This window comes from Stenotrophomonas sp. (genome assembly GCF_032061965.1).
Lineage (GTDB): Bacteria > Pseudomonadota > Gammaproteobacteria > Xanthomonadales > Xanthomonadaceae > Stenotrophomonas.
Genome location: NZ_DAMBEF010000054.1, coordinates 1 through 19831, shown reverse-complemented (window position 1 = coordinate 19831; position 19831 = coordinate 1). Strand labels below are relative to the sequence as shown.

The following is a 19831-nucleotide window of genomic DNA, read 5'->3' as shown; positions in this document are numbered from 1 at the left end:
GCCAACAACATCATGTTCTTCCTGATCGGCTCGGTGTTCGGCATCGGCATGGCCGCCACCATCCTGATCGGCCAGTCGATAGGCGCCAAGGATCTGCCGCAGGCGCGGCGGGTGATGGGCACCAGCGCCACCTTCTTCATCAGCCTGTCTGCGGTGATTGCAGTGCTGGGCTGGTTCCTGTCGCACCGCTTGCTGGTGGCGATGGGCACGCCGGCCGAATCGCTGCCGATGGCCGATGCCTACCTGAAGGTGATCTTCCTGGCGATGCCCTTGCTGTATGCGTTCGCCTTCATCACCGCCGCCCTGCGCGGTGCCGGCGATGCACGCACGCCGTTCCGTTTCCTGCTGTTGTCGGTGCTGCTGGATATCGCCTTCAATCCGCTGCTGATCTTCGGCATCGGTCCCTTCCCGGAGCTGGGCATCGCCGGCTCGGCCTGGGCTACGTTCTTCTCGCAGGCTTTGTCGCTGTCGGCCTTGATGCTCTACCTGCGCAACAAGCGGCACATGCTGTGGCTGGGCCGCAAGGACATCGGCCTGCTGAAGATCGACCCCACCATCCTCAAGGCGCTGATCGTCAAAGGCGTGCCGATGGGCCTGCAGATGATCCTGATCTCGCTGGCAATGATCATGATGATCAGCATGGTCAACGGATACGGCGTGGATACCGCATCGGCCTACGGTGCGGCCATGCAGTTGTGGACCTACGTGCAGATGCCGGCGATGGCGATTGGCGCGGCGTGCTCGTCGATGGCCGCACAGAACGTGGGCGCCGGCCGTTGGGATCGTGTCGATGCCACCGCGCGCACCGGCGTGCTGTTCAACTTCCTGCTGACCGGCGCCTTGATCGCGCCGATCATCCTGCTGGACCGCAGCACCCTGGCGCTGTTCCTGCCCGAGGCCAGCAATGCGCTGGAGATCGGCCGCCACCTCAACCACATCGCGGTGTGGTCGTTCCTGTTCTTTGGTGTCAACTTCGTGCTGTCCGGCGTGGTGCGTTCCACCGGTGCGGTGGTACCGCCGCTGCTGATCCTGGCGGTAGCAATGTGGGGCATCCGCGTGCCATTCGCGCTGTGGTTGCAGCCGATGATGGGTGCCGACGCGATCTGGTGGAGTTTCCCGGTCAGCGCCTTCTGTTCGATGCTGATGATCATGGCGTATTACCGTTGGGGTAACTGGCGCAAGGCGACGATCCTGGAGAAGCATGCCCAGGCCACCCCAGCCGAAGTGCCGGCCACCCCGCCCTCGCCGGTGGCCGACCCCGACCCGGAAATGGAGCGGTAGTAACGGCGTAAGCCGCGAAGCGGGCGATGCGTGGAAGGCCAAAAGCCAACCCCTCCCCAACCCTCTCCTCCGCCTTCGGCGCAAGGGAAGTGTCGGCAACACCGTAACCCCGGTAAGCGCAGCGCACCCGGGGTTCTGCGAGGAAGGCCCCGGGTACGCTGCGCTTACCCGGGCTACCTGGTTACATCTGTAGAGCCTCTGCCGAGCCTGGCTCGGCACTACCGGTGGCTTAGTAGTTGCCGTCGAAGGCGAAGATCGGCTTGCGCTGCTGCCACAAGCCGTTGGTGAAGTCCGGGAACTCCAGGGTCTGGAAGCCATTGGCAATCGACTGCTCGGACAACGGGGTGATCGCACTCCAGGTCACTGCATCGAAAATATCAATCGGCATCGGCGCCTTGGCCTTCAGTGCTTCCACGAAGGCGTGGATCACGAACCAGTCCATGCCGCCGTGACCGGCGCTCGCCGCGGTGTCCGCGTTCTTCTTCCACAACGGATGCTCGAACTGGTCCTGGTAGGTCTTGAACTCTTCCCACTGGTGCGGCGGGCTGCGGCCTTCAATGTGGATGCCGTGGTTCACGTCCATCCACAGACCCTTGGTGCCCTGCACGCGGAAACCCATCGAATACGGGCGCGGCAGTGAGGTGTCGTGCTGCAACAGGATGGTCTCACCGTTCTGGCAGGCCAACGTGGTGGTGACGATGTCGCCCAGCTTGAAGTTGACCTTGGTACTGGGGTGGGTGGTGCCACCGCTCTTGGCCACGGTGTACTCGTGCAGGCCACGCGCCTTGCTGGCAAATGCGTTGATGTGGGTGAAACGGTTGCCGCGGTTGATGCCGGTATACATCGCGCAGGGACCAATGCCGTGGCTGGGATACAGCTCGCCGTTGCGCTTGACCGAGTGCTCGGTACGCCAACGTGCTTCCGACCAGCCCTTGGCACCGAACTCAACGCCGCTGTCGTAGGGATGCTCCGGTGTGCCGTCGTTGAACTTCACCCCGCGCAGATCGTGCTGGTAGCCGGCCTGCAGGTGGACCAGCTCGCCGAACAAACCTTCGCGCACCATCTGCAGGGCCGCCATCACGTCACGGCGGTAGCAGACGTTCTCCAGCAGCATGTAAGGGGTGCCGGTCTCCAGCTGGGTCTTGAGCACGTCCCAATGGTCCTGCAGGGTGATGCCGGCCACCACTTCGCAGCCCACGGCGATCTTGGCCTGCATGGCGGCGATGGCCATCGGCGCATGCCATTCCCATGGCGTGGCAATGATCACGCCATCCACGCCGCGCTGTTCCAGCACACGCTTCCAGGCGTTCTCATCGCGGTCGGCACCGTAGGCCTGCGGCGCCGGCTTGCCGGCCTTGGCCACCATGTCCATCGCCCGGCCCAGCATGATCGGCTCGATATCGCATAGCGCAACCACTTCCACATCGTCACGGCGTACCAGCTCCTTCAGCAGCACCTGGCCGCGCATGCCGGTGCCGATCACGCCCAGCCGCATCTTGCGGCCGCGAGCCCAGGCCGGGGTTTCCGGCAGCAGGCTGGTGGCGGCCAGGGCCGCACTGGCCATGATGAATTCCCTACGTTTCATTGTGTTTCCTCTTTCATCGAATCGCGCCGGCAGCAGGCTACCGGCTGGGGCTTCGTCCTCCCCTTCATGCCATGCATGAAGGGGAGCTTGCAATGCCCATCTGTGGTCAGAACTTGTATGTCGCAGTCAGGCTGTAGATACGGCCGAAGTTGTTGGCATAACCGGAGAAGTTCATCCAGTCGTTCGGATCGTAGAACGGCAGGCGGTTGAATACGTTCTTCACCGTTGCGCCCACGCTGAGGTGCTCGGTTGCCTGCCAATTCACACTCAGGTTTGCGGTCCACCAGGACGGCGCGCCGTGGCACTGCTTGGGCCCGGCATTGACGTAGCTGCCGGTGCAGGTTTCGGCATTGTTGTCTTCCTGGTCGATGCGGTCATACGCCCACTTGGTCTTGCCGACATAGTTGATGTAGAAGCCGGTGTCCCAATTGCCGTAGTTCCAGTTGGCGTTGAAGGTCGCACGCACGCGCGGGTTGTTGTAATAGCCGACGGTATTGCCGTAGTACCAGCCATCGCCGTTGTCGGAGTTGTACATGTTGCGGTTGGCGATGGTCGCGGCGACGCCGGTGGTCAGGCGGCCCCACTCGCCCAGATCGAAACGCGCGCGCGCATCGACATCGAAGCCATCGATCAGGGTGCGGCCGCGGTTGCGGTACTGGCCGATCACGCTGGCAACGTTACCGGTGCTGTAGCCCGGCAGGGTCGACGGACAGGTGACGCCGCTGGCCGGATCGCTGCACATGCTGGCCAGCGCGGCCAGGTTGGCAAGGTCGGTCTCGGTGATCGGGAAGCGCGTCATCGCGCTGATCTCTTCCTGCTTGCTGTAATCCGGCGCGACGATTTCGTCACGACGATAGACAAACCAGTAGTCCGCCGACACCGACAGCCAATCGGTCGGTTCCAACACGAAGCCCAAGGTCGCGATCTTGGCCTTCTCCGGCTTCAGCTCCTTGTTCGGCTGGGTCATGCGCGCCACGTTGCGGCTGCAGTCGCTGTTCCACAACGCGTTGCCCAGGTCCTTGTCCACGCCACGGCTGGACTGGCGCAACAAGCCGGCAATGGCATTGGTTTCCGCACAACGGGTTTCGTCGCGATAACCACCAATCTGCGCGTATACGCCGCCGCTACCGGCTTCGGCCAGGCTGGGTGCACGGAAGCCTTCCGAATAGGTACCCCGCAGCATCAGCTGCGGCAGCGCCTGGTACTTCAGGCCGATCTTGGGCGCGGCATTGGCGCTGAAACCGGGGTACTTGTCCAGGCGCAAGGCCAGGTCCATTTCCAACTTGTCGGTCAGCGGTGCCACCGCCTCGCCGAAGATCGCATAGGTGTTGCGCTTGCCGTCGAACCACGAGCCACCCTGCTGGGTGATCAGGCCATTGGCGGCGTCCGGGTTGCCCGGCGTGTAGAAGGTCTCACGAGTGGCATTGAAACCGAATGCCGCACGCACTTCACCGGCGGGCAGGTTGAACAGCGGGCCTTCGATCTTGCCGTCCAAGGTATGCAGGCGCGTCCACGACTGGATGTCGAAGGTCGGGAAGGCTTCGCGGATCAGCGCCGCGTTGGCCTCGCTGATCTCACCGAACTTGTACGCCGGGTGATCGGAGATGATGACGCGGCCGGTGCCCGGATCAATGGTGTACGGGCCAAACGCTTTCTCGAAGCCCTTCAGGTTCACGTTGGTGGTCTGGTAGGTCACCGAATGCGAACCTGCGGTGGCGAACGCGGTCTCCCAGTTCCAGTCACCCACGTTGCCACGCAGACCGGCGACGGCACGGTAGCTCTTGTCGGTATTGCGCTGGCCGAAGTGGTTGCCGCCCACGTCCTGCAGCAGATAGCCCAGGCCAACCACGCCGCCCATCAAGGCTTTCAATTCCGGGCTGGCGTGGTTGTATTCGTTGTTCGGGCCCAGCCACGGCGTCAGGAACTGGTTGACGGTATTGCCGGTATTGCGCGAGAACCAGCTCTGCGGATTGCCGGTGGTGGTGCCATAGGCGCGCGGCGTGCCGCCGTTGGCGCGCAGGTCGATGTCGGTATAGGTCAGCTCGGCAAACGCCTCGGTGGTATCGCTGACGCGGAAGTGGCCGTTGACATAGGCCGTCACGCGCTTGGAATCAGCACCACCGTTGATCTGGCTGGTCATCCAGTCCTGCCAGATGCAGCGGGTGCCGGTGGCAACCTGCAGCACGTTCTCGCAGCCGGGCGCGGCTTCGTCCACGCGCGCCTTGGTGACCGGGTCGATGGCGTAGTAATAGCCGGGATTGAACACCCCGGGTGCACTGCCGGTATCCAGGCGCAGGTTCTTGATGTAGTCCGGGTTGTTGGCGTAGTACTGCTTCGGGTGCTTCAGGTACCACTCGCGGTTGGGGATGCCGGCGCGCTCATACAGGTTGACGCTGCCGTAGACGTTGTAGCCGTCCTCATCCATGTCGCCGAAACCGCCGGTCACGCTGGCCTGCTTTTCATCGTAGGAATCAAAGCGCGGCGCGGTGTCCCAGGTGCCGCTGACTTCCAGGCCCTGGTAGCTGCTCTTGGTGATGACGTTGATGACGCCGGCCACCGCATCGGTGCCGTACACCGCCGACGCACCGTCGGTCAGCACTTCCATACGCTCGATCACCGCAGCGGGGATGGAGTCGATATTGACGAACTGGGTCTGGAAGCCCGCCGGGGCGCCGTAGTACGACAGGCGGCGGCCGTTGAGCAGCACCAGCGTGCCCTGCGCGCCGAGGCCACGCAGGTTGGCTTGCGAAGCACCGTCCGAACCGGTGAACAGCGATTTGGAATCGACCTGGCCCGGGCGCGCGGCAGGCAGGTTGTCGAGCACCTGCAGCAAGGTGCGCGCACCCATGTTCTCGATGTCCTGCTTGCTGATCACCTGTACCGGCGATGCGGTTTCCACATCGGTACGACGGATATTGGAACCGGTGACTTCGACGCGGGCCAGCTCGGTGGCCTTCTCTTTATCCTTTTCCTTGCCGCTGCTGTCCTGGGCGAAGGCAGGTGTGGCGATGGCAAACAACACGCTGGCGACAGCCAACGATAGGGGGGCTGGCAAACAGCGTTTGGCACTGCGATTGGCTGGCAACATCGGGTTCTCTCCTGGCAAAAGGCACGCAAAAAAATCAACAATCAGCGGGCAAAGCGATCCCGTGCCACGGGCATGGCGCCGTAGCCGGGGTATTCCGGGGGAAGAGCGGTGTTACGGGTGGGTCATGGCGCGAGGATGTCGGCGGAATCGCCCTCCTCGCCGATCAGCACGGCATTGGCCCAGTTGGCGCAGACCTGGGAGGGTTGGTTGCCCTGCGCGCCCAAGGTGCGCAGGCTCAGTCGGGACAGACCACGGATATCCAGCTCCGGCTTGACCACGCCCGGCGCCTTGACCAGGCCGCTGTCGTAAAGCAGGCGGTCATCGCCCCACACCTGGAACTGCAGGCCACCGGCCTGGCGGCATTGGTCATCGACGCCAAGGTCGGCGCGCAGCGTCTTCCATTGGCCCTTCAGGTTCATGTCGATGCGACTGTTCGCAGCGACGCCCAGGCCGCGGCGGAACTGCAGGCCGTTCATGCGCATCGGCACATCGGCGGCGAAGGAGCGGTCCGCGTGTACCTGGGCGGCCAACGCGGCCGGCAGCGGCAGCTGGGAGAGGTATTGCTGCCGCGCCGGCCGCTCGGCCGTTTGCTGCTCGAGGATATGGAAGGTGGACAGCGCAATCGGGCCAACGTCACGCGGCTGCAGTGCATCCACTGCACGTGCAGCATTGCCCTGCGCCGCCGTCACCATTGGGTCGGTGGCGCTGGCGCCATCGCCTTCGGGGTTCTGCACGCTGAGTACGCGGAAGCGCAGCAGGCGGCCGGCATGGGCCGGGAAGTCGATGCGCTGCACGCCCTCCTTCAGCTGCAGGTGGCCACGTGCGATGGGCTCACCCCATTCGCCATTGCTGTCGCCCATGTAGATTTCGTAATCGCGTACCTGGCCGTGCTTCCAGTTCTTGTCGTTGCGCGGTGCCAGTTCAATGCCGTCGATCAGCTTGCGCTCGCCAAAGCCCACCACCCATTCGTGGGCACCGGTGCGGATGGCCTGGTTGCGCACGCTGCGGAACCAGGTGCCGGGATCGTCGTCGAAGGCATTTTCCAGCGGATGTCCGGGTTCTTCGGCCGGACGGTTGACCACCAGCAGGCTGTCAGAAGGCAGCGCGCGGCCGAGCTCCGGTGCGCTGGCGAAGGTATCGTCGGCCAGCGCCGCGGCAACCGGGAAATCCAACTGCAGCTGCAGCGGCTTGCGGATGTCCTGGCTGGCGGTGCGTACGTGCAAGGTACCCTTGCGCTCACCGGCATCGAAGTACCAACCTTCCGCTGCCGACTGCAGTGCAGCGGCATCGGCCAGCTGCGGCAGCGCGCGGCCATCCTGCTGCACGTTGGTGGGCGCGGCACGGTTTAGTACGCGCAGACCATAGCGCCGCTGCGCCAACTGGCCTTGATACTCGCCCTGCACCGGTGCGATCGCGACCTGCACCGGGCCACTGCCCTGCGTCGGTGCCTGCACGCGGATCTGCTGCGTGCTGGACTCGCCCTTCTGGTAGCGGCGGGTGCTGCCGTCGTCTTCATACAGCGTGTAGCTGGAATCGCCCTGCGGATACAGGTCGAAGCTCACTTCGTCCAAGGGCTTTTGGCCGTCGAACAGCATCTCCGGATACATCGGCAGGATGGCGCCGGCACGCACGAACACCGGCAGCGTTGCCAGGTCCACCTGGCGATCCAGCTGGCGCCCGGCCGCATCAGCCTGCACATGGCGGCCATCCCAATAGTCGTACCAGCCACCGGCGGGCAGATGGATGTCGCGGCGCCAGCCACGGCTGGCAGCCTGGCTGCGATACACCGGCGCAACCAACAGGTCAGGGCCGAGCAGGAATTGATACTTGTAGGTTTCGTCCTGCGCGTGCGGGTCCTGCGGGTAGTCCCACATCAGCCCGCGCACGGGCGGTGCGCCGGTTTGCGCCGCGTCATGCACCAGGCCGTACATGTACGGGGTCAGGCGCATTTTCAGCTTGAGGTAGTCGCGGTTGATCGAGCGATACGGTTCATCGAAGGCCCACGGATGCTTGCGTGCATTCGACGACCAGCCCGACATGCCCATCAGCACCGGCGTGAAGGTTTTCCACTGCAGGTCGCGGGTGAAGGTTTCGGCGCTGCCGCCAAAGATCGCATCGACGTCGCCAGTGGCATACGCCATGCCGGACAAACCGGAACCCACCAGGGTCGGCACGTGCCAGCGGATATAGTCCCAACTGCTGCTCTGGTCGCCGGTCCAGGCCACCGCATAGCGCTGGATGCCGGCCCAGCCCATCACCGTCCACAGGAACGGGCGCGAGTCGGAGTTGTCCAGGATGCCGTTGAAGGCCTGCTGGTTGGCGTCCATCGCGAACTGATAGCCCTTGCCGGTCCAGGCCACGTCCAGCTTCTGCACGCGGGTGCCGGCCTTGCCTACTTCCCAGGCGATCTTGTCGACGCCGTTCTCGGTCCACAGGCCGGTCTTGAAGCCATAGCGCGCCAGCCCCTGCACGGTCTCCGGCAGCTGCTTGTAACCGCAGCCGTAGCCATCGTTGGGCAGGATCCAGCCGCCGGGCATATCGTTTTCGCGGTACTTCGCGGCCACGCTGTCGACCACGTCGATGGTCGTGCCGGTGGGGCCGTCACTCCAGCCCTCGGGCACGGTGCCGGGCTTCTTGACGTTGTCGCCATCGTTGTAGCAATCGGCATCGCCGTAGGACAACGCCCAGCGCGCGACCATGTTTGGCCGCCCGGTCAGTTGCGTGTAGCGCTCCAGCAGCTGCGGCAGGTCCTTGCCGACGAAGTAATACGCGTCGAAGCGGTCTTCCCGATGCAGCAGCGTGGCTTGATCCGGTTGGCGCAGGTCGTAGCTGCCGTCACTCCAGGTATTGCGCAACATGCCCCAGCCACGTGAGCTGAGCAGCATGGGGGCCGGACTGGGGCGGTCGCCCTCTTCCCAACCACCGGAATAGGACACCTCAAGCTCGCGGCCCTTGAACTGGAAACGCCCGTTCTGTTGGCCGCCGCCGTAAAAAGCTTCATCGGGCTGCGAGGACAGCACCTGCACGCTTTGTTCGGCGGCCAGGTCCAGCGGCTGCTGTTCCTGCCACAGCGGCTGCGCCTGGCCACCGTCGAGCCGCTCAAGGCGCAGCTGCAGCGGCTGGCGCTGCACATGCAGCACGAATGCCGGGGTACGCACGCGGATTTCCTGGGCGTCTTCCTCCAACTGCGCCTGTACGTGCTGCACGGCCTGCGGCAGCACGATGGGCGCGGCCTTGTCGCCTGCGCCGGTCAGCTTGCCGTTGCGGCCGGCCTGCACGCGCACGATGTCGTTGGCCGGCACCTCAATGCGCAGGGCACTGCCGTTGTCACTGACAAGATTCCACGCCCGCGCACCATCGCCGCTGTCGGCGGCGGTGATCGACCGCAGGTTGCCGATGGGCTCAGCATGGGCAGGCAGTGCCGGCGACAACAACGCCGCCAGCAGGGCCAGCAACAGCGGCGATTGACGAACGCAGTGTTCCACCTTGCCTCCAAGCCGTTCAACGGGGGTTTCGAAACCCAGTGCGGCCGACTCTAGGGCAGTAAATCGAAAGATGTCAACAAAATGAAAGCCAAAAGTAAGTAAGATTTCTTACAAACGAAAGATGCTGCAGGGCACCAAGTTTCACATCCACCCTTTCTCCGTATTCATTGCTGCGAAAGCGTTTCGCAGGAAATCTTTCGCTTGGGACGATTCCCAGGGCGAGGAAGGTCTTTGAGAAACTTTCTTTCGTTTTGCTTTCGCTATTTGACATTTCGAAAGAAAACACAGATGGTGCGCTGGCCAATCAGGAACCACACATGGATGCCACCCTGCTTCACGATCTGACCGCCTGGCAGCGCCTGGGCGGAGCCGATACCGCCACCGAAATCGCGCAGCAGCCTGCGCTGTGGGAAACCCTTGCCAGCGACCTGCATCAGGCCGCCGCGCGCCTGCAGGATTTCCTTGGCCAACGCCTGTCCGATCCGCGCCAGTTGGTGATCTTCACCGGCGCCGGCAGCTCCGGCTTCATCGCCGAGATGGTGGCCGACACGATCAATGCGCAATGGCCCGCCGAAGTACGCGCCGTGCACACCACCAGCCTGCTCACCCATCCCGCGCTGTACCTGCAGCGTGATCGCCCGACCCTGCTGGTGTCGTTCGGCCGCAGCGGTTCCAGCCCGGAAAGCGTGGCCGCGGTGGACCGGGTGCGCGCCGATGTGGACGACGCCCGCTTCCTGGACATCACCTGCAATGCCGATGGCGAACTGGCGCGTCGTGGCGCCGGCCGCGCGGACACCTGCACTCTGCTGATGCCGGCTGCGAGCTGCGACCGCGCCTTCGCCATGACCAGCAGCCTGAGCTGCATGCTGTTGACCGCATTGAGCGTGTTCGACAGCGCGCCGTGGGCCGAGCGCATCCAACGCCTGCAGCAGGTTGCCGCACTCGCGCGCCAGGGCCTGGACAACTGGGATGCGGCGGTCGCCGCCTTGGCAGCGCAGCCGTACAACCGCGTGATCTACCTGGCCAGTGGCCCGCTGGAAGCACTGGCGCGCGAAGCCGCGTTGAAGGTGCTCGAACTCACCGCCGGTCGCGTGCTGGCGTTGGCCAACACCCCGCTGGGCTTCCGCCATGGCCCCAAGTCCACGCTCAATGGCGACACCCTCGTGGTCGTGTTGCGCAGCGTTGAACCGCTGGCGCGCCGCTACGAGCAGGACCTGCTGGAAGAACTGCGCGGCGACGGTGTTGCCGGCAAGGTGCTGGCGATCGGCCCGCATTCGGATATCGGTGCCAATGATGAGTTCACCCTGCCGGTACCGGCCCTGCCCGATGCCTGGCTGGCACCGGTGTGGCTGCCGTTCGCGCAGTTGTATGCATTGCAACGCTCGGCCGCGCTGGGCCTGACCCCGGACAACCCGTTCCCGGACGGCACCGTCAACCGCGTGGTCAAGGGCGTCACCATCCACCATGGCTGATCCCCGCGCCCCAGCCTGTTACGGCATCGACATCGGCGGCACCAAGATCGAACTGGTGGCCTGCGATGCCGCCCTGCAGGTTGCGTGGCGCAAGCGCATCGCCACACCACAGGGCGACTACAACGGCTTCCTGCAAGCGGTTGAAACGCTGGTGGCCAATGCTGATGCCGAACTCGGCCAGCGCGCGGAGGCAATCGGTATCGCCCTGCCTGGCGTGCGCGAACGCCGCAGTGGTCGCCAACTCAGTGCCAATGTTCCCGCATTGACCGGGCAACAGGTCAGCGCCGATCTGCAGGCACGCCTGCAGCGGCCGCTGCATTTCGGCAACGACCTGCAATGCTTCGCCTTGTCCGAAGCGCATGGCGGCGCCGCGGAGGGTTATCCCAGCATGTTCGGCGCCATCCTCGGCACCGGGGCCGGCGGCGGCTACTGCCTGCACGGCAAGCTGGTCGGCGGCTTCAACGGCCTGGCCGGCGAATGGGGCCACTGGAGCGTGCCGGCCAACCTGCTGCAACGCCACGCATTGCCATTGCTGGATTGCGGTTGCGGCCTGCGCGGTTGCGTGGAGCGCTATGTCTCCGGCAGCGGCGTGGCGATGATCGAACGCCACCTTGGCGGCACCGCCGCCAATGCCAGTGATGTCATTGCCCTGGCCGAAGCCGGTGATGCCCGCGCGATCCAGGCGCTGGACATCCACCGCGATCTGCTGGGCCACAGCTTTGCCGCCTTGATCCTTGCGCTGGACCCGCACGTCATCGTGCTGGGCGGCGGTCTGTCGCAGTACGCACCGCTGTACCAGCAGCTGCCTGCAGCCATCGCCACACATCTGTTCAACGGCGTGGAAGTGCCCCCCATCGTGCCGCCGCGCTTCGGCGATGCCGGTGGCGCCCGTGGCGCCGCCCTGCTCGCCTGCCAACCTGCCTACTCCACCCCGGGAGCCTGATCATGTCACCGCTGCAATCCCTGCTTGCCACTCATCGCCAAGGCCACAACGTCGGCCTGTACAGCGTCTGCTGCAGCAACGAACAGGTGTTGCGCGCCGCGATGCATGTGGCCGCGCGCCATGGCACCGTGCTGCTGATCGAAGCCACCTCCAACCAGGTGGACCAGTTCGGCGGTTACACCGGCATGACCCCGCCGCAGTACCGCGACTATGTGCAGCAGTTGGCCGATGAAGAAGGCTTCCCGCGCAAACGTTTGATCCTGGGCGGCGATCATCTCGGTCCCAACGCCTGGCAGAAGCAGCCCGCCGCCGAGGCGATGGCCAACGCCCGCGTATTGATCGAAGCCTATGTCGCTGCGGGTTTCCACAAGATCCACCTGGACTGCAGCATGTCCTGCGCCGATGACCCCACTCCGCTGCCCGATGCAACGGTGGCCGCGCGCTCGGCCGAGCTTGCGGTTATCGCCGAAGCCACCGCCAAGGCACACGGCCTGCCGCCACCGGTCTACGTGATTGGTACCGAAGTGCCGATCCCCGGTGGCGAAGCCTCGCTGGCCGGCGGACTGGCCGTGACCACGCCCGCCGCCGCCGCGCAGACCTTGGCCATCCACCAACAGGCCTTCGACACGCCGGAACTGCGCGATGCCTGGCAGCGCGTGATCGCGATGGTGGTGCAACCGGGCGTGGACTTCGACCACAGCAGCGTGCACGACTACGACGCCGATGCCGCCGCAACGCTGGCCGACTTCCTGGAGCAGCAACCGCGCATCGTGTTTGAAGCGCACTCCACCGATTACCAGCGCGAATCTGGCCTGCATGCGCTGGTGCGCGACCACTTCGCCATCCTCAAGGTCGGCCCCGCCGCCACCTTTGCCTACCGCGAAGCACTGTTCGCCCTGGCCGCGATCGAGGCCGAGCTGCTGCCGCCAGCACAACGCTCCAACCTGCCGCAGGTGCTGGAACAGGTGATGGTCGCCAAGCCGAAGAACTGGCAGGCGCATTACCACGGCGACGAAGCCACCCTGCGCCTGCTGCGCGCCTATGCCTTCAGCGACCGCTGCCGTTATTACTGGGGCGAACCCGAACTGCTGCAAGCCGTGCAGACCCTGTTCGCCAACCTGGAACAGCATGCGCCGCCGCTGGTGCTGCTCAGCCAATACCTGCCCGGCCAGTACCTGGCCGTGCGCGAAGGCCGTCTGGCCGCCACGCCGACGGCGCTGGTGCAGCACCGCATCGGCCAATGCCTGGACGAATATGCACGTGCCTGCAGCGCCAACCAGGCCGGCAGTCACAAGCAAAGCGAAAGTTTGCATGCCGCAAACCTTGCGAACGGTTAATCTCGGCCTTTCCAACGCAAACGAGTACCGGCCATGCGCAACACCCGTCCCCGCCGACAGCAGATCCTGCAACGCCTGATTGACCAAGGTGCGGTGCAGGTTGCCGAACTGGTTGAACAGTTCGGCGTGTCGGCGGTGACCATCCGCACCGACCTGGGCCACTTCGAGGCACAGGGCCTGGCCACACGCACCCACGGCGGTGCCACGCTGGTGCGCATGCCGCCGCAGGAGCAGGACATCCACGAAAAGGATGCGCTGAACCTGTCGCTGAAGGAATCCATCGGTATGCGCGCCGCGCAGTTGGTGCAGCCCGGCGACAACATCATCATCGACTCCGGCTCCACCACCATGACGCTGGCGCGGCATCTGCGCGATCACCGCGACGTCACGGTGATGACCAATGGCTTGAACATCGCCTGGGAACTGGCCAATGCGCCGGCGGTGAATGTGCTGCTGACCGGTGGATTGCTGCGCAAGCAATCGCTGTCGTTGCAGGGCAGCCAGGCCGAAGCCAGCCTGACCTCGTACAGCTTCGACACCTTGTTCCTGGGCGTCGATGGCCTGGACCTGCAGTTCGGCCTGACCACCCATGACGAAGCCGAAGCCCGCCTCAACCACCGCATGGTCGAACGCGCCCGCCGCATCGTGGTGCTGACCGACGCTTCCAAATTCGGCCGTGTCAGCCTGCACCGCATCGCCCGCCTCGACCAGATCCACGCCATCATCACCGACCCTGGCATCGACGAGGCAACCCGCGAAGGGCTGCAGCGTCAGGGCATCGAAGTGATCACCGCCGAGCCACCGTTATGACCGACACCCGCAGCCTCTACGGCCGCATCCTTACCCCGCTGGGCTGGCGCCGCGGCCACGTCCACTTCGACCAGCAGCTGCGCACGCTGGAGGTGGAAGACCACGCCGGTGATGGCGGCGATCTACCGATCATCCTGCCCGGCTTCATCGACCTGCATGTGCATGGCGCCGCTGGCGTGGACCTGATGCAAGCCGGTGACGCCGCCCGCCGCATCGCACATACCCACGCCCGCTACGGCACCACCACCCTGCTCGGCACCACCATGACCGCCGAGTACGGCGAGATCGAGAACGCCCTGCGCGGCGTTGCAGCAGTGATGGCCGCCCCGGACAGCGATGCCGCGCAGATCATCGGCGTGCACCTGGAAGGCCCCTTCATCAGCCCGCAGCGGCTGGGCGCGCAACCGCCGCGCACGCTCGAAGCCACGCTGGAATCGGTGCAGCATCTGCACGCACTGGCACCGATCAAGGTGTTGACCATCGCACCGGAGATCGGCCAGCACACGGCCCTTATCCCCGCCCTGGCGGCGATGGGCATCCGCGTGCAGGTCGGCCACAGCGCGGGTACGTATGAAGATGCAGTGGCCGCATTGCAGGCCGGTGCCAGCGGCTTCACCCACCTGTTCAACGGCATGACCGGCGTTGATCACTACAAGCCCGGCATTGCCGCTGCCGCCTTGGCGCATGCCGAGTACGCCGAACTGATTCCCGACCTGCAACACGTGCATCGCGGCACCATCCGCATGGCTGTGCGCGCTATCCCGCGCCTGTATGCGGTCACCGATGCCACCGCCGCCACCGGCATGCCCGATGGCGAATACGCGCTGGGCGAGCAACGCGTGCACAAGTGCATGGGCTGCGTGCGGCTGTCCAGCGGCTCGCTGGCTGGCAGCGCACTGACCATGGATCAGGCGCTGCGCAACCTGGTCGATGTCGGCCTGGACCTGGCCGATGCCTCGCAACGTGTTTCCACCATCCAGGCCGATTATCTGGGCCTGGAAGACCGTGGCCGCATCGCCCCCGGCCTGCGTGCCGACATGGTGGTGCTGGACCCGCACCTGCAACTGCAACAAGTGTGGATAGCCGGCCATCCGGTCGATCCGAACTGACCCGCTACATGTAGTGCCGAGCCATGCTCGGCATACCGCGCGGATGCGCGGCGCGGTCCGGCAGCGCAAACGCCGGAGCGAAGTGCAGCCGAGCATGGCTCGGCACTACGAAATCTTGCCCCAGGAACGCGCCGATGACTGACACCACGTTTGCAGTGCCCGCCACCGACATCGCGCCGCGTTGGCCGGTGCGCTACCTGCTTTTCATCGCCGGCCTGGGTGGCCTGCTGTACGGCATCGACATCGGCATCATCGCCGGCGCCCTGCCCTACCTGGAAGCCACCGCCAGCCATGCCTGGCAGCTGAGCAGCCAGCAGATGGGCTTCGTGGTGGCGGCGGTACTGCTGGGCAGCGTGTTGTCCTCCTTGTTCGCCGGCATGGTCGCCGACCTGATCGGCCGGCGTGGCGCGATGCTGCTGGCCGGCGTGTTGTTCACCCTGAGCATCCCGATCATGGCGCTGGCCTCGGGCTATACGCCGTTGCTGCTGGGACGCCTGCTGCAAGGCATCAGCGGTGGTTTGATCGGTGTGGTGGTGCCGCTGTACCTGGCGGAGGTGCTGGGCCCGGAGCGACGCGGTCGCGGCGCGGCGATGTTCCAGCTGCTGCTGACCATCGGCCTGGTGCTGGCGGCACTGATTGGCCTGTATCAGGCGCATTCGGTGGACGCGGCGACCGAGTCGGTGCGCAACCTGCCACTGGTGCAGCAGGCACAGCACCTGTTCGCGGTGAAGGACCAGGCTTGGCGCACGATTTTCTGGAGCTGCCTGCTGCCCGGTGTGGTGTTCTGCATCGGCGTGTTCTGGCTCAACGAATCACCGCGCTGGCTGGTACGTCGTGGCCGCATCGATGCCGCACGCCGCGGCCTGCAGGCAACCTTGCCGGCCTCACAGGTGGAAACCACGCTGGCGCAGATCCAGAACCCGGTCATCGCAAAAGCCGAAGGCGAGCGTGACCGTCTTTTCAGCCGCCGCTACATGGTGCCGTTCGTACTGGCCTGCCTGGTATTGGCGTTCACCCAGGCCACCGGCATCAACTCGGTGCTCGCTTACGCAGTCAACATCCTCAACCAGGCCGGCTTGCCCGGTGCTGCCGCCAATGGCGCGGACGTGGCGATCAAGCTGCTCAACGTGATCATGACGCTGGTGGCCTTGTTCCTGGTGGACCGCAAGGGCCGCAAATTCCTGTTGATGCTGGGCAGCGGCGGTATCTGCCTGGCCCTGTTGGCGGCAGCCATGCTGTTCTTCAAGGCCGAGCAGGGCCGCGCCGATGTGCAGCCGGCGTTGCAGCACGCGGTACAGGCCGATGGCCTGCAGTTGCAGTTGGATCCGGAGCAGTGGCATCAGCTGGCCGGCACCCGCAGCCAGGGCGAGCAACCGATGCAGCTGACGGTATCGTGGACCTACGGCGGTTTCAGCGACGTGCGCTCACTGCGCAGTGACAACCCCAGCGACCAACAGTTGCTGATCGAACGCGCGACCACCGTGCGCGGGGATAGCGTGATTGGTCATTTCTTCCGTGGCCTGCATTTGAATCCGTTCCCCGATCCGAGCACCGCCGCCAATGCACCGCTGCGCATCGAGCAAGCCTGGATCGGCCCGGTGCCGCCCGCTTCGCATGGCTGGGCGGTGGCGGCCTGCATCCTGGTATTCGTCGCGTTCTTTGCGGTGGGCCCGGGTGTGTGCGTGTGGCTGGCCTTGTCGGAGCTTATGCCGAACCGGATCCGCTCCAATGGCATGAGCATCGCGCTGCTGATCAACCAGTTCGTGTCGACCACGATTGCGGCGGTGTTCCTGCCGACGGTTGGGCATTACGGCTATGCCAGCATGTTCCTGTTCTGGGCCGCGTGTACGTTCGCGTTCTTCCTGATCGCTGCGTTCTGGTTGCCGGAGACCAAGGGCAAGACGCTGGAGCAGATCGAGGCGCATTTTCGCTGAGTCCTGTTTCAGCGGTAGCGGCAACGGCATAAGCAAGCGCAGGGCAAAAGCGCCCTCATCCGCCCTCCGGGCACCTTCTCCCGCTTGCGGGAGAAGGGACTGCCAGGCTTTTCTGCTGCTTGATGGTTGGCCGCGCAGAGCACAAGCCAGAGCGCAAGCCAAAGCCAAAGCCAAAGCCAAAGCCAAAGCACAAGCCAGAGCGCAAGCCGGAACGCAAGCAATGCACGAGCGGATAGCAATGCCAGCTATCCCTTCTCCCGCATGCGGGAGAAGGTGCCCGAAGGGTGGATGAGGGGGCTTCTACGCTTCTACGCTTCTACGCTTCTACGCTTCTACGCTTCTACGCTCCTAAGCTTCTACGCTCCTAAGCTTCTGCGCCTCTACGCCACCCCCAAACGCAAACGGCCACCCGAAGGTGGCCGTTGCTGCAAACAGGCGGGGCCTGTTGGCGGGATTACTCGGCAGCCTTGGCGGCCAGACGAGCAGCCTTGGCCTGCTGGGCAGCAGCCAAGTCTTCCTTGATGCGGGCAGCCTTGCCTTCCAGGCCACGCAGGTAGTACAGCTTACCGGCGCGAACCTTACCGCGGCGCTTCACTTCGACCGAGTCGATGATGGCGCTGTGGGTCTGGAAAACGCGCTCGACGCCGTAGCCGTGCGAGATCTTGCGCACGGTGAAAGCGGAGTTCAGGCCAGCATTCTTGGTGCCGATCACGACGCCTTCGTATGCCTGCACGCGCTCACGGTTGCCCTCCTTGACCTTCACGTTCACCACGACGGTGTCGCCCTGGCTGAACTTCGGCAGTTCGCGGGTGATCTGGGCGGATTCGAATTCCGCGACGATGGACTTGTTCAGCTTGCTCATTGGGTTACACCGATTGTTCGGGGTGGGCGTGTCGGATCGACAGCTTAGGCTTATACAGTCGCCGGATTGCGCTGCACGTTATTGTTCTGGCTCCACGAAGGCCATTCAGCCAACGGGAACTCGCAATTCTAACCTACTGGTCGCCCTCGGCGCCAGTAGCTTGCTTGAACGAATCAGCAAGCGCCTGCCGGGCTTCGGCCAGCAACTTGCGATCAACCTTGTTCAAACGGGCTTCGTCCAGCAGATCGGGGCGCCGCAGCGAGGTGCGCAGCAGTGACTGCTGCCGGCGCCAGGCAGCAATGGCCGCATGGTTACCGGAGCGCAGCACGTCTGGCACGTCGCCCAGCACATGGCTGGCCGGATGGCTGTAATGCGGGCAATCCAGCAGGCCGTCACCTTCAAAACTGTCCTGGACGGCCGATTCGGCATCGTTCAAGGCACCTTCCTGCAGACGGGTGACCGCGTCGATGATCACCGCCGCCCCCAGCTCACCGCCGGACAGCACGTAATCGCCGATGGAGATCTCCTCGTCCACCTCACCGGCCAGGAAGCGCTCATCCACGCCTTCGTAGCGACCGCACAGCAGGATCATCCGCGGCAACGCGGCCAGCTCGCGAACCTTGGCCTGGTCCAGCGGACGGCCCTGCGGACTGAGGTAGATCAGCGGCGCCGGCGCTGGGTCAGCGGCACGCGCCGCCGCCAGTGCCGCGCGCAGCGGCTCAATCAGCATCACCATGCCCGGGCCGCCACCGAACGGACGGTCGTCCACCCGCCGATAGTTGCCCTCGGCGTAGTCACGCGGATTCCAGCCGTGCAGTTCCAGCAAGCCCCGCTCCTGTGCACGCCCGACCACGCCCAGCGCGGCCGATTGGGCAAGGAACTCCGGGAACAGGCTGATGACATCAATGCGCATTGTGGTGGGGATTGGGGAAGCGAGATTGGGGATTCGGGAGTCGGGATTGGTAAAAACGGGGGCTCGGTGGCGGGGGCATACCGGGACTGGCAAAGGCTGGAATCAACGCTCGCGCGATGCTGGTGGAAAGGCCAGCAATGCCAGAACAGCATTGTCCCCGCTTTGCAGATCCCACTCCCAACCTCAGGATTCCGCCGGTTTTCAGAACTCCGGATCCCAGTCAACCACGATCAGGTTGGCTTCGAAATCCACCGACTTGATGAAGTCATCCATCACGAACGGCACCATCCGCTCACGGTCGCCACGTACCACCAACACATCGTTGGAGCCGGTATTGAACAGGTGCGAGGCCACGCCCAGCTTGACGCCGTCCACGGTCTGCACGTCCAGGCCTTCCAGATCCACCCAGTAATATTCGTCCGGGCTCGGCGGCGGCAAGGCGCTACGCGCGATGTAGATCTCGGTGCCGCGCATGGCCTCGACCACGTCACGGTCGGTCACGTCCGGGAAGTTCGCGATCAGGTTCTTGCCCGATTCACGACCACGCACGCCGGACAGCTCCGACTCCTGCCCCGCAGGGGTACGCAGGATCCACGGCTGGTATTTGAAAATGGCGGAACGTGGCTCGGTCCAGGACTCAAGCTTTATTTCGCCGCGCACACCAAAAGCGCCGGCAACCCTGCCCAGCAGGATCCGGCGCTCGATATCTTTCTTCATGACTAAACAGTCGGGCCGCGCTTACGCGCGGCCCGTCAGGATCAGGCCGCGGTGGCCTGGGCCTTGGTCGCTTCCTTGTACAGGTTGCGAACCTTGTCGGTCAGCTGAGCGCCGTTGGCAACCCACTTGTCGACGGCCGGGATGTCCAGCACAACGCGCTGTTCAGCACCCTGGGCAACCGGGTTGTAGTAGCCGACGCGCTCGATGTTGCGGCCGTCGCGGGCGCTACGGACGTCGGTAACGATGATGTGGTAGAACGGACGCTTCTTGGCGCCGCCGCGGGTCAGTCGAATCT

The 19831-nt window shown here is 64.7% G+C and carries 14 protein-coding genes; 7 read left to right on the top strand and 7 right to left on the bottom strand.

The window, feature by feature from the left end; all coding sequences use genetic code 11:
• Window positions 1-1281, top strand: a 1281-nt coding sequence (locus tag RT460_RS17820) for an MATE family efflux transporter (RefSeq protein ID WP_313320901.1), incomplete at its 5' end; no start/stop codon positions are given.
• Between the two features lie 229 nt (window positions 1282-1510).
• On the opposite strand, the gene RT460_RS17815 is transcribed toward RT460_RS17820, so the two are convergent.
• From RT460_RS17815 to RT460_RS17805, 3 genes are all read right to left on the bottom strand, one after another.
• Window positions 1511-2866 (bottom strand): Gfo/Idh/MocA family oxidoreductase, encoded by a 1356-nt coding sequence (locus RT460_RS17815; RefSeq protein WP_313320899.1) that lies wholly within the window; start codon window positions 2864-2866, stop codon window positions 1511-1513.
• A gap of 106 nt (window positions 2867-2972) precedes the next feature.
• Complete coding sequence (locus tag RT460_RS17810) at window positions 2973-5954, bottom strand: TonB-dependent receptor (protein ID WP_313320897.1); 2982 nt, start codon at window positions 5952-5954, stop codon at window positions 2973-2975.
• Window positions 5955-6076: 122 nt separating this feature from the next.
• Window positions 6077-9439 carry a TIM-barrel domain-containing protein gene (locus RT460_RS17805; RefSeq protein ID WP_313320895.1) on the bottom strand — a complete coding sequence of 1121 codons (3363 nt, stop codon included), beginning with the start codon at window positions 9437-9439 and terminating at the stop codon, window positions 6077-6079.
• Window positions 9440-9756: 317 nt separating this feature from the next.
• On the opposite strand from RT460_RS17805, the gene RT460_RS17800 reads away from it, so the two are divergent.
• From RT460_RS17800 to RT460_RS17775, 6 genes are all read left to right on the top strand, one after another.
• Window positions 9757-10911, top strand: coding sequence for an SIS domain-containing protein (locus RT460_RS17800; RefSeq protein WP_313320893.1), 1155 nt, complete (start codon window positions 9757-9759; stop codon window positions 10909-10911).
• The gene (locus tag RT460_RS17795) at window positions 10904-11854 is read left to right on the top strand and encodes an ROK family protein (protein WP_313320891.1); all 951 of its coding nucleotides are present in this window, start codon (window positions 10904-10906) and stop codon (window positions 11852-11854) included. The genes RT460_RS17800 and RT460_RS17795 overlap by 8 nt, the downstream gene beginning before the upstream one ends.
• A 2-nt stretch (window positions 11855-11856) precedes the next feature.
• Window positions 11857-13191: a D-tagatose-bisphosphate aldolase, class II, non-catalytic subunit gene (locus tag RT460_RS17790; protein ID WP_313320889.1), complete on the top strand. Its 1335-nt coding sequence runs from the start codon at window positions 11857-11859 to the stop codon at window positions 13189-13191.
• Window positions 13192-13224: 33 nt separating this feature from the next.
• Window positions 13225-14001 (top strand): DeoR family transcriptional regulator, encoded by a 777-nt coding sequence (locus RT460_RS17785; RefSeq protein WP_313320887.1) that lies wholly within the window; start codon window positions 13225-13227, stop codon window positions 13999-14001.
• A complete protein-coding gene (gene nagA / locus RT460_RS17780; protein WP_313320885.1) occupies window positions 13998-15110 on the top strand; it encodes an N-acetylglucosamine-6-phosphate deacetylase in 1113 nt (370 codons plus the stop codon). Before RT460_RS17785 ends, nagA begins: the two co-directional genes overlap by 4 nt.
• A gap of 134 nt (window positions 15111-15244) precedes the next feature.
• Window positions 15245-17044 (top strand): MFS transporter, encoded by a 1800-nt coding sequence (locus RT460_RS17775; protein WP_313320883.1) that lies wholly within the window; start codon window positions 15245-15247, stop codon window positions 17042-17044.
• 454 nt (window positions 17045-17498) lie between these two features.
• Here the strand turns inward: RT460_RS17775 and rplS are convergent, their stop codons facing one another.
• The 4 genes from rplS to rpsP all read right to left on the bottom strand — a co-directional run bounded on the left by rplS (window position 17499) and on the right by rpsP (window position 19829).
• Entirely contained in the window at window positions 17499-17906 is a 408-nt protein-coding gene (rplS, locus tag RT460_RS17770; protein ID WP_293716960.1) for a 50S ribosomal protein L19, read from the bottom strand.
• A 133-nt stretch (window positions 17907-18039) separates the two neighbouring features.
• The gene (gene trmD, locus RT460_RS17765; RefSeq protein ID WP_313320881.1) at window positions 18040-18819 is read right to left on the bottom strand and encodes a tRNA (guanosine(37)-N1)-methyltransferase TrmD; all 780 of its coding nucleotides are present in this window, start codon (window positions 18817-18819) and stop codon (window positions 18040-18042) included.
• Window positions 18820-19020: 201 nt separating this feature from the next.
• Window positions 19021-19536, bottom strand: coding sequence for a ribosome maturation factor RimM (gene rimM / locus RT460_RS17760; protein WP_313320879.1), 516 nt, complete (start codon window positions 19534-19536; stop codon window positions 19021-19023).
• A 41-nt stretch (window positions 19537-19577) separates the two neighbouring features.
• Window positions 19578-19829 carry a 30S ribosomal protein S16 gene (gene rpsP, locus RT460_RS17755; RefSeq protein WP_313320877.1) on the bottom strand — a complete coding sequence of 84 codons (252 nt, stop codon included), beginning with the start codon at window positions 19827-19829 and terminating at the stop codon, window positions 19578-19580.
• Window positions 19830-19831 lie beyond the last annotated feature (2 nt).

Coding starts and splice junctions, on each gene's coding strand:
- RT460_RS17815 (WP_313320899.1), bottom strand. CDS start 2,866: ATGAAACGTAGGGAATTCATCATGGCCAGTGCGGCCCTGGCCGCCACC.
- RT460_RS17810 (WP_313320897.1), bottom strand. CDS start 5,954: ATGTTGCCAGCCAATCGCAGTGCCAAACGCTGTTTGCCAGCCCCCCTA.
- RT460_RS17800 (WP_313320893.1), top strand. CDS start 9,757: ATGGATGCCACCCTGCTTCACGATCTGACCGCCTGGCAGCGCCTGGGC.
- RT460_RS17795 (WP_313320891.1), top strand. CDS start 10,904: ATGGCTGATCCCCGCGCCCCAGCCTGTTACGGCATCGACATCGGCGGC.
- RT460_RS17790 (WP_313320889.1), top strand. CDS start 11,857: ATGTCACCGCTGCAATCCCTGCTTGCCACTCATCGCCAAGGCCACAAC.
- RT460_RS17785 (WP_313320887.1), top strand. CDS start 13,225: ATGCGCAACACCCGTCCCCGCCGACAGCAGATCCTGCAACGCCTGATT.
- nagA (WP_313320885.1), top strand. CDS start 13,998: ATGACCGACACCCGCAGCCTCTACGGCCGCATCCTTACCCCGCTGGGC.
- RT460_RS17775 (WP_313320883.1), top strand. CDS start 15,245: ATGACTGACACCACGTTTGCAGTGCCCGCCACCGACATCGCGCCGCGT.
- rplS (WP_293716960.1), bottom strand. CDS start 17,906: ATGAGCAAGCTGAACAAGTCCATCGTCGCGGAATTCGAATCCGCCCAG.
- trmD (WP_313320881.1), bottom strand. CDS start 18,819: ATGCGCATTGATGTCATCAGCCTGTTCCCGGAGTTCCTTGCCCAATCG.
- rimM (WP_313320879.1), bottom strand. CDS start 19,536: ATGAAGAAAGATATCGAGCGCCGGATCCTGCTGGGCAGGGTTGCCGGC.